At 39.7% G+C, this 12,280-nt stretch carries 14 protein-coding genes and 1 pseudogene; 9 read left to right on the top strand and 6 right to left on the bottom strand.

The window, feature by feature from the left end; all coding sequences use genetic code 11:
* The 3 genes from DYI81_RS17020 to DYI81_RS17010 form a co-directional block, all read left to right on the top strand.
* Positions 1-767 (top strand): FAD-dependent oxidoreductase (locus DYI81_RS17020; protein ID WP_171356379.1); only part of this gene is annotated, 767 nt, incomplete at its 5' end.
* Between the two features lie 285 nt (positions 768-1,052).
* Positions 1,053-1,292 carry a hypothetical protein gene (locus tag DYI81_RS17015; protein ID WP_106986635.1) on the top strand — a complete coding sequence of 80 codons (240 nt, stop codon included), beginning with the start codon at positions 1,053-1,055 and terminating at the stop codon, positions 1,290-1,292.
* A gap of 120 nt (positions 1,293-1,412) precedes the next feature.
* Positions 1,413-1,628, top strand: coding sequence for a hypothetical protein (locus DYI81_RS17010; RefSeq protein ID WP_117008152.1), 216 nt, complete (start codon positions 1,413-1,415; stop codon positions 1,626-1,628).
* A 140-nt stretch (positions 1,629-1,768) separates the two neighbouring features.
* Here DYI81_RS17010 and DYI81_RS17005 read toward each other — a convergent pair whose 3' ends face one another.
* Together DYI81_RS17005 and DYI81_RS17000 are read right to left on the bottom strand one after the other, a co-directional pair.
* Complete coding sequence (locus DYI81_RS17005; RefSeq protein WP_106986637.1) at positions 1,769-2,401, bottom strand: LysE family transporter; 633 nt, start codon at positions 2,399-2,401, stop codon at positions 1,769-1,771.
* 129 nt (positions 2,402-2,530) lie between these two features.
* Entirely contained in the window at positions 2,531-3,106 is a 576-nt protein-coding gene (locus DYI81_RS17000; protein WP_117008151.1) for an FxsA family protein, read from the bottom strand.
* A gap of 122 nt (positions 3,107-3,228) precedes the next feature.
* Between DYI81_RS17000 and ruvC the strand changes: the two genes are divergently transcribed.
* Positions 3,229-3,774: a crossover junction endodeoxyribonuclease RuvC gene (gene ruvC / locus DYI81_RS16995; RefSeq protein ID WP_106986639.1), complete on the top strand. Its 546-nt coding sequence runs from the start codon at positions 3,229-3,231 to the stop codon at positions 3,772-3,774.
* 51 nt (positions 3,775-3,825) lie between these two features.
* On the opposite strand, the gene DYI81_RS16990 is transcribed toward ruvC, so the two are convergent.
* Both DYI81_RS16990 and DYI81_RS16985 read right to left on the bottom strand, forming a co-directional pair.
* On the bottom strand, positions 3,826-4,107 hold the full coding sequence (locus DYI81_RS16990) for an acylphosphatase (RefSeq protein WP_117008150.1): 282 nt from the start codon (positions 4,105-4,107) through the stop codon (positions 3,826-3,828).
* Positions 4,104-5,585 carry an NAD(P)H-hydrate dehydratase gene (locus DYI81_RS16985; protein WP_117008149.1) on the bottom strand — a complete coding sequence of 494 codons (1,482 nt, stop codon included), beginning with the start codon at positions 5,583-5,585 and terminating at the stop codon, positions 4,104-4,106. Before DYI81_RS16985 ends, DYI81_RS16990 begins: the two co-directional genes overlap by 4 nt.
* Before the next feature lie 22 nt (positions 5,586-5,607).
* On the opposite strand from DYI81_RS16985, the gene queG reads away from it, so the two are divergent.
* Positions 5,608-6,696, top strand: a complete 1,089-nt coding sequence (queG, locus tag DYI81_RS16980) for a tRNA epoxyqueuosine(34) reductase QueG (RefSeq protein WP_117008148.1) — start codon at positions 5,608-5,610, stop codon at positions 6,694-6,696.
* A 292-nt stretch (positions 6,697-6,988) separates the two neighbouring features.
* A complete protein-coding gene (gene bioB / locus DYI81_RS16975) occupies positions 6,989-7,978 on the top strand; it encodes a biotin synthase BioB (protein ID WP_106986643.1) in 990 nt (329 codons plus the stop codon).
* Positions 7,979-8,036: 58 nt separating this feature from the next.
* Here the strand turns inward: bioB and DYI81_RS16970 are convergent, their stop codons facing one another.
* On the bottom strand, positions 8,037-8,261 hold the full coding sequence (locus tag DYI81_RS16970) for a hypothetical protein (RefSeq protein WP_117008147.1): 225 nt from the start codon (positions 8,259-8,261) through the stop codon (positions 8,037-8,039).
* Positions 8,262-8,823: 562 nt separating this feature from the next.
* Between DYI81_RS16970 and DYI81_RS16965 the strand changes: the two genes are divergently transcribed.
* On the top strand, positions 8,824-9,102 hold the full coding sequence (locus DYI81_RS16965; RefSeq protein WP_106986644.1) for a hypothetical protein: 279 nt from the start codon (positions 8,824-8,826) through the stop codon (positions 9,100-9,102).
* 232 nt (positions 9,103-9,334) lie between these two features.
* On the opposite strand, the gene DYI81_RS16960 is transcribed toward DYI81_RS16965, so the two are convergent.
* Positions 9,335-9,559, bottom strand: a complete 225-nt coding sequence (locus DYI81_RS16960) for a hypothetical protein (RefSeq protein ID WP_228198831.1) — start codon at positions 9,557-9,559, stop codon at positions 9,335-9,337.
* Between the two features lie 282 nt (positions 9,560-9,841).
* Here DYI81_RS16960 and DYI81_RS16955 point away from each other — a divergent pair, with 282 nt between their 5' ends.
* The gene (locus DYI81_RS16955) at positions 9,842-11,272 is read left to right on the top strand and encodes a deoxyribodipyrimidine photo-lyase (protein ID WP_205669753.1); all 1,431 of its coding nucleotides are present in this window, start codon (positions 9,842-9,844) and stop codon (positions 11,270-11,272) included.
* Between the two features lie 330 nt (positions 11,273-11,602).
* Positions 11,603-12,153: pseudogene (locus tag DYI81_RS16950) on the top strand (transposase); the annotation flags it as partial.
* Between the last annotated feature and the right edge of the window lie 127 nt (positions 12,154-12,280).

Raw genomic sequence — 12,280 nt, 5'->3', positions numbered from 1 at the left:
AGTTTGCAGCTGAAATGGAAGCGCATGTTCGTGAATACGGCGTAGATATTATGAATCTACAACGTGTTGCAGACATCAAAGGTGCTGAACAAACGGCAAATGGTTTGGTTGAAGTGACTTTAGAAAACGGTGCAAAACTTGAATCGAAAACTGTCATCCTATCTACAGGTGCACGTTGGAGAGAAATGAATGTACCGGGTGAAGCTGAATACCGTACACGCGGTGTAGCGTACTGCCCACACTGTGATGGTCCATTGTTCAAAGGTAAACGTGTTGCAGTCATCGGTGGCGGTAACTCAGGTGTAGAAGCAGCCATTGACCTTGCAGGTATTGTTGAGCATGTAACACTTGTTGAGTTTGATACTAAGCTTCGTGCTGACCAAGTCCTTCAAGACAAGTTAAACAGCTTACCGAACACCACTGTAATTAAGAATGCTTTATCTACAGAAGTGGTTGGTGATGGCAAACAAGTGACTGCACTGAAATACAAAGACCGTGCAACTGATGTTGAACACACTGTTGAACTAGCAGGTATCTTCGTACAAATCGGTTTGTTGCCAAACACTGATTTCTTAAAAGAAACAGCCGTTGAACTTTCAAACCGCGGTGAGATTGTGATTAACGAACGCAACGAAACCAATGTGAAAGGTGTATTCGCTGCGGGTGACTGTACAACAGTGCCTTACAAACAAATCATCATTGCTACAGGTGAAGGCGCGAAAGCATCACTTTCAGCATTCGATTACATCATCCGTTCAGGTCAGTAATTATGTAATTCACACTGATTAAAGCAAAAAAGCCAGTCTTAGGACTGGCTTTTTTTCGTATGACATTTCCTCAACGCGTTCATGTCTTGTTGCATTTATTAATTCAATTAAAAACAGATATTAACCGCTATAGTCGTGATGGCTTACACGATAATGAGCAAAACTAACGGATTTTCACTTGTACAAGTGATTCTTTAGATATTAAGATAAAAATTCATCACGGATTGATGATTGACAATAACAACAAGAATGTTGGTCAGTAGAAAAGAATAATGGAGAAATACAATGCACTATCAATACCACTGTGGCTGTTGTAATAAAGCCCTAGCTTCAAGCGATAAAGAATGCTCCTCTTGTGGCTCTCATAATATTCGTAGCCCTTATGGCTTTTGGATTTTTTGCATCCTGACCTGCTTAGTCGTATCTATCGTTTTTAAAGTCGTGCATGTTTATTTACAAGACCATCAAGAAATACCCAAACAACAATCACTTTTTGAAGTACTACAACAAAACGATAAGCGCTAATTTTTAGATATGAGCCATACATTTGGGAGGCCCTATAGCCTCCCTCTTTATTCGTATATTTCTTCTGCTTTTTTATGATTCGTTTTAGCTTAAAATAAAAGAAGCTAATGAGGAATGACTATGGTTCAGCTAATTAAAAAAGGTGGTTTACGAGAGCGTGCAAATCGGAGTCGTAGCTATAAAGGCTCCGAAAACACTGAGACAACATTACACCCCAATCGTTATCAGGCGTCTTTAACAACTGAAATACCGTCACATGAAACCATCACGAACGAAACTGTGGTTAAGGAAAGCAATACGCATGTAGCTCAACTAGCAAAGGTTTCGACAAAATAGTTCCGTGAATGATCAAATTCGACACTGGCATTTTCTGTAGTGGACACATCGTCCTGTCTAAACACCAAAAACATCCCCTGACGAATAACTGTCTTTACCAAAATAAACATACAATTTAGGCTACAAGCCACTTAGAGGTATCAAACAAGTTTTAACGCATCAAGCCACAGCCATATCGCAAAGCCTAAAAAAAGCAGACCTGAAATGACATCAATATAAGCTCCAGATCGCTGATATAAGCTTTTGATCTTTGGCATAGACAGGATCAACATCAGCAAGCTAAAAACCAAAAATGTTTGTATTGGAATAATGATTGCCAATTGTGTTTTGAGCCCTGTACCCGCAGAAGAACTTAAGGCCAAAGAAAATACACTACTAAAATAAATCAGTGTTTTAGGATTAGATAAATTGGTCAACAGTCCCAGCATGAAGTAGTTTTTAGTGGCTTCTGATTCATTGTCTGATTCTAAGCTTGCGACTTTCTTCAAGCTTTTTAAGCCTCCATTGAACATCGCCCAGCCCATTTTCGCCAAGAACAGTCCACCGACCAACATTAATACCTGTTGAATCCAAGGAAATTGCTCCACGAGTACTGTAAAACCAGAAAGTGTTAACACTACCCATGCAACAATACCAACGGAAATACCTGCAATAATTTTAAGTGTATTTGCACGTGTAGTAGATGCTGCGCTTTTCGCAATTAAAAGTACGTCGGGACCTGGACTGAGCTGCGCAACAAAGTGCAACAAACAAATCGTGAAGAGCAAAGACATTTCATTTTTACATCATATTAAAAACTGCATTATTATATCGATAGTTCAAATAATTTGTTGCTATCTACCGAATACTGCATAAAAAAAGCCGGAGCAATGTCCAGCTTAATCATAGCGATGTTTTAAGTTCTATTTAGGGTTCACATCTTTCATTTCGATTTTCTTAGCATCTGGTGTCACTTCACGTGCTTCACCATCAATAATGCTAGAGTCGCGCCCTGCTTGCTGGTTTTGCATGTCTTGCATTTGACGCATCATGTCTGCAAATGGGTTTTGACCTTGAGTACCACCCATGCCTCCCATGTCACCGCCCATCATGCCACCCATCATTTTTTCCATCATGGCTTGTTGACGTTTCATCATCACATTCATCATGGTGGCTTTTAAGGCATTTTGTACAGGTGGAATTAAAATTAACAGTGCCAATACATCTGTAATAAGGCCTGGGATTAGAAGCAAAAAGCCTGCAATAATTTTAGGAAGATTACCTGAAAGTGCTGGATCTGCACTCATTTGACCAGCCTGCATTTGTTGCATTTGAGGCATTAGGCCCGCAGAGTATTTGCGGATCATATTCATACCAATAAAAAATGCAGCAACAAACCAGAAGAATACATACCACATACTGCCGACAAGGTCACCCACGCCGATCCAAACAAAGACTTCTAGGATTAAGACAATAAGTACAATCAGAAATAATTTCATGAAAATTAATCAAATCTCAATTAAATAAATAAAGTGCATCAATCAAGTGCTTAATCACTATCAAGCTTTTTTGATCCGCTTATGTAACAATATGGGCATATTTTTATTTTTAAAGGGCAAATATGCCATTAATTATTGGTATCGACCCTGGTTCTCGTCTTACTGGTTACGGGATCATCGAACATGAAGGCTCAAAACTGACGTTTGTTGATGCTGGAACGATTCGCACTGAAACCACTGAAATGCCTGAGCGCCTAAAACGTATCTTTGCTGGCATTGACCGTATTGTCAAATTTCATGGTCCAACCGAAGCCGCTGTCGAACAAGTCTTTATGGCACAAAACCCAGATTCTGCCTTAAAACTTGGGCAAGCTCGTGGTGCTGCCATTGCCGCTTTAACCAATTTAGATTTAAAAGTTGCAGAATATACAGCCCGCCAAATCAAACAATCTGTGGTCGGTTACGGCGCTGCTGATAAAGAACAAGTACAAATGATGGTCATGAAGTTACTGAACTTAGATATTAAGCCACAACAAGATGCTGCCGATGCTTTAGCTGCAGCCATTTGTCATGCACATGCATCTGGCAGTATGAGCAAAATGGCAGTGCTAAATGCTTTAGGTGGTATGGCACGTGGTCGTAGCCGTTATAGTTCAAGACGTCGCTAATTCATCTTCTAAAACAGAAAAGTTGTAGTGTTTTATACTGCACTACAACTGTTAACGTCGCATTTTAAAGTTTGCAAATTCTGCTTCATCAAAAGCTATAGCTGTGCTTTCAATAGCTGTAACAACTGCTCGTATAGGGCCACTTTCACACAGCACAAGCATTTTAGAAACATCTAACTCAGAGCCTACAATAACCGCTTCAACATCACCTGAACTTAGATTTTTTACATAGCCTTTTAAATTTAAGGTAATCGCCTGCTGTTCGAACCAGCGCCGATAGCCTACGCCTTGTACTTGACCATGAATGCATAATTTGAGTGCTTTTCTATTCATGGCAATGTATGTCCATTCACAACACGATACACAGCTTGCACCATATCCTGTGCTTGCAAACCACGCATACCTTTATGTGCCAAATCATCCCCAGCCAATGCATGTAAAGTCACAATTTCATGCAAATGAATCTCCTCATAAAATTGAGCTTTTAAACTGGCCATCATGCCAGCTAGCACATCGCCCATACCACCCGTGCCCATACCCGCATTGCCTGCAGTACAAATCCAGAGCTGTTCTTGTAAAATCAAGCTGCCTGCACCTTTCAGCACCCATTGCCCTGCATATTTTTTCTGTAGCTGATGGATGGCCTGAATGCGGTCGGATTCTATCGCTGCCACGCTCATATTAAGAAGCTTAGCCGCTTCCCCCGAATGTGGTGTGCAATAACTATGCTTATTTAACTGTACAGGTGACTCAGCCAAAAACCATAAGGCATCTGCATCTAATACAATTTCTAATGTAGACTGCTGAATCAATGGAAACCAGCGCTCAAATTGCTGTTTTGACCAGTCATCTCGCCCTAGCCCCATACCAAAACACACAGCATCGACATGGGCAATTAAAGCCTGCACATCGGAAGTTGATAAGGCATTCATATCCCGAAGCATAATATTCGGAGCACGCGCTAATATTGCAGTATGATGTTTAGCATCACATACAGCGGTGACTTTACCTGCACCAGCATGGAATGCAGCTTCAGCCGCCATGATCACTGCGCCCCCCATATCTGCATGGCCACCCACCACCAGTACATGCCCATAACTGCCTTTATGCCCAAATGCCTTGCGCTGTGGGAGTTTGATCGTTAAAGGCGAAAGATATGCGATTGCTTCAAGCGCATCATCAACTGGTAAGGCAGGAATCACCTCTACAGCACCTGCATATTCTTTTCCTTGTCCTGTAAATAAGCCCGCTTTTAATCCTAGCGCTGTAAATGTATAGTCAGCTTTAATAGCACAAGGCAAAGGCTGCCCGCTGTCCGCTTGCAAGCCGCTTGGAATATCAATCGAAATTTTTAGTCCATATTGCGCATTAACGCGTTGAATAATCTGTTGCCATTCTGCATTTAACTGTCGGTTCAGACCAATACCAAATAAGGCATCAATATAAACATCGTAATTTTGTTGAAAATCGAAGCCTGAAATAATACGCACACCCGACTCTCGCGCTTCTTGTTCTGCTGCATGTAAATCTTTAGACATACCTAAAGGCGCTGTATAAACATCTACCCTAAAACCCGCTTGAAACAAATATTTTGCAATTAAATAGCCATCACCTGCATTATTTCCCTGACCACAGCACATGGCTACTGTTGCTTTATTACGAGACTCAAACTGCAAATCGAACCATGAAATTAAACGCTGTGCGGTCATCCATGCAACTTGTTTCATTAAGCCATAAGCGCTGTTTTGCTGGCCAAACCAACGTTGCTCCCATGCTTGAATAGCGTGGCTATGGTAAACTTGCTGTTGCATTCTTCTTCCTTCCAAATGGTTTATGGCAACTACCGCTCAATCAAAAATTCAGCTCAATCAAGATGATCCAGCAACACTAAAAGCATGGATTAAAGCTCAAGCTTTGGCTTTGGGTTTTTCAGATTGTGTCATTGCCAAACCAGATGCTCAAGCAGAATTACCCCGATTTAAAGAATATTTAAAACGTGGCTATCATGGGGATATGAAATTTTTGGAAGAAAATTTAGAAAAACGCGCCGACCCAACTTTGCTCATCCCTGGTACAAAAAGCATCATTTGTGTGCGTATGGACTATTTAGTTGAAACACCAAAGCCCCGTTATGTGCCACATGAACCCGATGCAGCCATCATTGCCCGCTATGCACGTGGTCGCGACTACCATAAAACCATGCGTGGACGCCTCAAAACATTAGCCACAGTTATTCGCGAAAAAGTGGGTGATTTTGAATCACGCCCCTTTGCCGATTCTGCGCCCGTTTTTGAAAAATCCTTAGCAGAAAATGCTGGCATGGGCTGGACGGGTAAACATACCTTACTGATTCATAAGAAATCAGGCTCTTTTTTTGTGCTTGGCGAGCTATTCACGTCTTTGGACTTGCCATTTGATAGTCCTGCAGAAAAACATTGCGGTTCATGCACCGCTTGCATCAATATCTGTCCAACTCAGGCGATTGTTGAACCCTACATGCTGGATGCACGTAAATGCATTGCCTATTTAACTATTGAATATAAGGGCATCATTCCAGAAGAACTGCGTAGAGGCATAGGTAATCGAGTGTTTGGCTGTGATGACTGTCAGCTCATTTGCCCGTGGAATAGTTTTGCCAAGAAGACCTCGATAGAGGACTTTAACCCGCGCCACGGTTTAGATCAGGTTTCATTATTGGATCTTTGGCAGTGGGATGAAACAACATTTTTAAATTGTACTGAAGGTAGTCCAATCCGTCGTACAGGCTACCAAAGCTTTATGCGTAATATTGCGATTGGCTTAGGCAATGCAGATTATTCTGTAGAAATCCTGCATGCTTTACAGCAGAACCGCGCATTGCATGATGAAATTGTGCAAGTCCACATCGACTGGGCAATTGCCGAACAACAGTCAAAATCGTGATATTTTTTAAGTGATTTACAGCAAATTAAGCTCAACCAGTTTGCTGTTAAGTTTGCAATATTTCAAAACCGAACCGACTCATTCCTTACAAAATCAAAAAGCCCTAAAAAAACTTTGTGAGCAATTTACTGTAAATCTCAGCAACTTTGTAAGTAATTATACAATCTTATATTTCCATACATTTTGTAATTTAATCGAGAGATACTATCAAAGTTGACAGTTATTGCCTTTTGCATTGGCACGCTTTCTGTATAGTAAATACCAAGTAAAATACAATGATGATGGACTCCACATGACTTTACGTAATGACTGGACTCGAAATGAGATTCAGGCTTTATATGAGCAGCCTTTTTTAGATTTAGTTTTTGAAGCTCAACGTGTACATCGTGAAAACTTTAATGCCAATACCATTCAAGTCAGTACACTCCTCTCCATTAAAACAGGTAAATGCCCCGAAGATTGCAAATACTGTTCACAGTCTGCACATTATGACTCTAACCTAGAGGCTGAAAAACGTATTGCGGTTGATAAAGTCATTTCCGAAGCGAAAGAAGCCCTAGCATCAGGCTCTTCACGCTTTTGTATGGGCGCTGCATGGCGTAATCCACATGAGCGCGACATGCCTTATGTTTTGGAAATGGTACGTGAAGTAAAAGCATTAGGCCTAGAAACCTGCATGACGCTTGGCATGTTGAATGAATCTCAAGCCGTACGTTTAAAAGATGCAGGTTTGGACTATTACAACCATAACCTTGACACTTCACGCGAATATTACTCTCACATTATCAGTACTCGTACTTTTGATGATCGCCTAAACACCTTGGAATATGTCCGTGGTGCTGGCATGAAAGTTTGCAGTGGCGGTATTGTCGGCTTAGGTGAAAACCGCAATGACCGTATTGGTTTATTACAGGAGTTGGCAACCTTAGCCATTCATCCTGAATCAGTACCAATTAACATGCTTGTTCCTATTGACGGGACACCGCTGGCAGATGTTGAAAAGCTTGATGTGACTGAGTGGATCCGTACCATTGCTGTAGCGCGAATTATTATGCCTAAAAGCTACATTCGCTTATCTGCTGGCCGTGAGTCCCTCACCGATTCAGACCAAGCATTAGCATTTATGGCTGGTGCTAACTCCCTATTTTCTGGTGAAAAATTACTGACCACACCAAATGCGGGTGAAGGTAAAGATAAACAACTCTTTGCGAAACTCGGTTTAACGGCTGAAAAAGCAAAAGCAACCGTTGCAGAACTTTCAGTTGACGCGATGGCAAGCTAAGGCCAAAAATTGAAAAAGCCCAATTCAATTTGGGCTTTTTTATTTATAAGACAGCTAGTTATTTTGCAAAATTATGTGCAGTAATTAAAATTCCATAACGTGCATTCAAATAATCACCTTCTTTAATAACATCTTGTCCATTGGCATGAAACACCACCAATTCAGCATCAATGGCATCGTAGCGAAAAGAATCAAAACTCTCTTGATGATGACATAACCAAGTCAAAGTATCCTGTAATTGACCATCGACTACGTAAGTATCTGATTGAAAATCTTTTGCCATGTGCGTATTCATATCTTTAGTAGGTGCACATTGTAATATGAAATCACCCTGTCAACAGTACACACGATAAAACATCAACCATAAAAAAGTGAGCTTTCGCTCACTTTTTTATTATTTAGTATCACCGCACTTGCGACATTCCTTGTGCGTACCGATTTCTTCCATTTGCTCATATTCATAAATGTGCATACAAAATAGTTTTCTAAATAAATGAAGCATGTTGTTAAAACTCCCGTTTAATTTTATAAAACGCTTCTAAGCAATTTCATCCTGAAATGCTTCGGTTTTCACCATAAGGTTAAAACCATACCTATTTATTATCATATTTTTTAAGCCTGTCAAATTCCATTCATCAGAATATTACAAATAATACAGATTTTGGCAGAACATCCAAAAACAGTGAACGGGTTAACAAAACTATTGAATATTTTCAACAAAATATTTATGATGAACTCTATATGGATAATGATTATATATTTCAAAAACTTTATTTTAAAACAAAGTGTTATTTAGTAAAAACTCTTGCAACAAAAAAATATCTCTATATACAATGAGACTCAACATGACCACTTATTTAATAAGCTTAGAAGCAAGATCAAAACGAGAATATGATGATCTCGAGAAAAAAATTATTCAATTGAGTAGTATCAAACCTATTACCCCCCTCAAAGACACTTGGATTTTACTGAGTGAGCTGAGCTCTGAGGAAATTCGAGACCAACTGCTGTCACATATTTATGCCAAAGATGCACTCATGGTGATTCGCATTGATTCACATGATTGGGCTTCATGGAATATCCATGAAAAATCTGCATTATGGCTCAATAAGACTGCAAGTTAATCCAGTTCTTTCAAGCCGATGCAACATGCTAGTTTTTAGCTTTAAACTGCCATATTGAACAATCACAACTGATTCTAATTGCTTTCATCAATTCGATACACGTTGTAAATGAAATTAATCAGCTATCGCCTTTAAAATAAGACTTTTTTCAACTTGAATAAACGGCTTTGTAATTTTAAGTACTGTTCGCGAAATCGCTTAACATAAGATGTATTCACAAAGCCGTTCGTGCTTATTTTGCTGTTGCTTCCGATGTTGCTTGACCTTCTAATGGTGCAGCATCAATCATATCTGGGCTAACTTCAATATTCGTTACAGGGGTTTCAGCTGCTGAAGCTTCTGCTGTTGTTGCTGGGGCTGGAGCAGTCTCTTGCGCTGCTTCTTTTTTACCACAAGCCGTAAGCGCTGCAACTGAAACAACAGAAACCAATACAAATAAGGCTGTTTTCAACTTCATTATAAAATCCTTCATTTTTCTGTCCTAGCGAGAAGTGAGCTCACTCATTTAAATGCACTAGGTTGTTTAGCATGTTAAAGACTGATCATAGCAAAATCTAGCTTGTAACTGCTTAATTTATCAAATTTAAACAATTGTTCACGAAATTTTCTACACAATTTTAAAGTAGCTTGTATATTTACCAATACCTTCGCGCACAATATGTAGCATCACTCCACTAGGATTTGCAAAGCACATATTTTAACTACCCTCATTTTAGTTTAGGCAGAGAAATTAAATATGATGCAATTGGTATGGTTTCGTAATGACCTCCGCATTCAAGATCACAGTGCTTTATATTTTGCACAACAAAATGGCCCCTGTATGGCTGTTGTAATCTTAAGTCCAGATCAATGGAAACTTCATCAAGATGCGACTATTAAAATTGATTTTTATTTACGTCAGTTAGCCGAATTAAAAAAATCCTTATGTGGATTAAATATTCCTCTACATATTCAAACCGTGCCACTCTGGCAAGATATTCCAGCCGCACTCAAACAGCTCTGCCAACGCTTTCAAATTAAAACCATACATTGCAATATTGAAAATGGCTGGAATGAAAAGCAACGTGATCTATCTGTTGCAACTCAAGTGTCAAAAATGGATTGTCAATTTGAGCAATATACAGATCGAACAATCTTTCCTTTACATACGATTCGCAACAAATCAAACCAACCCTATCAAGTATTTAGTGCCTTCAAAAAGAACTGTATAGAGCAACTAAATATTTGCGTGCCACAAGCTCTCCCTGCTATTGAAGCACAGCAAATGGTGTTTAATAATGAAAAAATCGACAACCTTATACCTAGCCTTCAACAATTGGGGTTTGAAGCAATACCAGCAGAAAAGCAACAGCTTTGGCCTGTGGGAGAGCAAGTTGCTCTCGATCACTTAATGCATTTTATAGATTCAAATTTAGTGCAATATGATCAAACCCGCGACTTTCCTGCAATTGAAGGAACTAGCCAGCTTTCAGTCTACTTAAATATTGGGATTCTATCTATTCGACAATGTTTAGAGGCATTATTTAATGCTCAACAAGGCCACTTTTATATTCAAAACTCAGGCCAGCAATTTTGGCTAAATGAATTATTGTGGCGTGAGTTTTATCAACATGTTATGGCTGATTTTTCGCATGTATCTAAGCATCTTCCGTTTAAACGGAACACAGAAAATATTTCGTGGTTACAAGATGACGAGGCACTAAATGCTTGGAAATACGGCCAGACTGGTATTCCTATTGTGGATGCTGGAATGCGCCAAATGTTAGCCACAGGCTGGATGCATAATCGTGTTCGTATGATTTGCGCCATGTTTTTAGCCAAAAATTTATTGATTGATTGGCGTAAAGGCGAAGCATGGTTTATGCAACAACTCGTCGATGGCGACTTTGCCGCCAATAACGGTGGTTGGCAATGGTCTGCTTCAACAGGTACAGATTCTGTGCCGTATTTTCGAGTATTTAATCCAACCAGCCAATCACAAAAATTTGATGCTCAAGGCGATTATATTCGACGCTGGGTGCCAGAACTGGCCAGCTGTGATGCTAAACAGATTCATGAGCCTTATGCTTATATTACAGATTCCAATTTAGACTACCCGCACCCTATCATTGATTTAAAAATGTCACGCCAACGTGCGATAGCCACCTTTAAAATGGGCAATGCTAAGTGAATTACAGCAATGTATTGAAATTTATCTAAAACTTTATAGCTAATGCTGCAAGTAGACCTGGTCGAACTCTCTGGGTTTTCTTTTATTGATTTTTATTGGGACAGAATCATCACCAAGTTTTGATTTTTGTAATATTACTCGTTAAAAATAAATAGTAAGTAAAATTAAGCAACATAGGGCTATAGAGAAATACCCTTCCATTTTGCACTTGATTTAAGTCAATTCAAGATAAATCACACATTAACTCAATAGATGTATGATCCTAGACAAAATAATGGACAGCACGTCCCTCTAAAGATAACGTAACTTTAATCTTTGGAGATTCAAGAAATGGCTAAACGTTTTAGTCCCGAATTTAAACAGCAAGCGATTGATTATGCACTTTCAAACTCACACGAGTCTGTAGCTGCAATCGCCCAGAAATTAGGTGTGGGTTATTCAACATTAGATAAATGGATTCGTGAAACCAATCCGGCAGGTTCAAGCAAACGTCAACTTTCACCAGAACAACAGCGGATCGTGGAATTAGAGAAAGAAGTCAAACAGCTCAAGGAAGCCAATGACATCTTAAAAAAAGCGCATGTGTACTTTCTAACAGATCATGCCAAGAAAAGTACACGGTAATTCAAGATCTAGATATGAATGAAGTCACTGTATCTTCTGCCTGTAAATACCTAGGTGTCAGCACTTCAGGCTATTATGCCTGGCGAAAACGTCAAGCCAATACGGCACAGAAATATAATGACTTAAAAGCCGTATATTGGCAGCATCATGCACGATTGGGTGCACCTTCATTAGTACATGACATGCATGATTTAGGTTACAACATGAGCGAACGTACTATTGGAAGGATGCTAAAAAAGCTTGGTTTACGTAGCAGGTGAACCGTACCGGGTTTGTCGGAGACATTTTTATTTAAGTTAGGCCACGTGACCTAACGGGTTAATCTTATCATAGTACATTGCTTCAAACTCAAAAGGCGATACATAACCCAATGCGCTGTGTACA

The organism is Acinetobacter sp. SWAC5, from assembly GCF_003419885.1.
In the GTDB taxonomy this organism is placed as follows: Bacteria; Pseudomonadota; Gammaproteobacteria; order Pseudomonadales; family Moraxellaceae; genus Acinetobacter; species Acinetobacter cumulans.
This window is presented reverse-complemented; position numbering and strand designations above follow the sequence as displayed.

Coding starts and splice junctions, on each gene's coding strand:
- DYI81_RS17015 (WP_106986635.1), top strand. CDS start 1,053: ATGCACTATCAATACCACTGTGGCTGTTGTAATAAAGCCCTAGCTTCA.
- DYI81_RS17010 (WP_117008152.1), top strand. CDS start 1,413: ATGGTTCAGCTAATTAAAAAAGGTGGTTTACGAGAGCGTGCAAATCGG.
- DYI81_RS17005 (WP_106986637.1), bottom strand. CDS start 2,401: ATGTCTTTGCTCTTCACGATTTGTTTGTTGCACTTTGTTGCGCAGCTC.
- DYI81_RS17000 (WP_117008151.1), bottom strand. CDS start 3,106: ATGAAATTATTTCTGATTGTACTTATTGTCTTAATCCTAGAAGTCTTT.
- ruvC (WP_106986639.1), top strand. CDS start 3,229: ATGCCATTAATTATTGGTATCGACCCTGGTTCTCGTCTTACTGGTTAC.
- DYI81_RS16990 (WP_117008150.1), bottom strand. CDS start 4,107: ATGAATAGAAAAGCACTCAAATTATGCATTCATGGTCAAGTACAAGGC.
- DYI81_RS16985 (WP_117008149.1), bottom strand. CDS start 5,585: ATGCAACAGCAAGTTTACCATAGCCACGCTATTCAAGCATGGGAGCAA.
- queG (WP_117008148.1), top strand. CDS start 5,608: ATGGCAACTACCGCTCAATCAAAAATTCAGCTCAATCAAGATGATCCA.
- bioB (WP_106986643.1), top strand. CDS start 6,989: ATGACTTTACGTAATGACTGGACTCGAAATGAGATTCAGGCTTTATAT.
- DYI81_RS16970 (WP_117008147.1), bottom strand. CDS start 8,261: ATGGCAAAAGATTTTCAATCAGATACTTACGTAGTCGATGGTCAATTA.
- DYI81_RS16965 (WP_106986644.1), top strand. CDS start 8,824: ATGACCACTTATTTAATAAGCTTAGAAGCAAGATCAAAACGAGAATAT.
- DYI81_RS16960 (WP_228198831.1), bottom strand. CDS start 9,559: ATGAAGTTGAAAACAGCCTTATTTGTATTGGTTTCTGTTGTTTCAGTT.
- DYI81_RS16955 (WP_205669753.1), top strand. CDS start 9,842: ATGCAATTGGTATGGTTTCGTAATGACCTCCGCATTCAAGATCACAGT.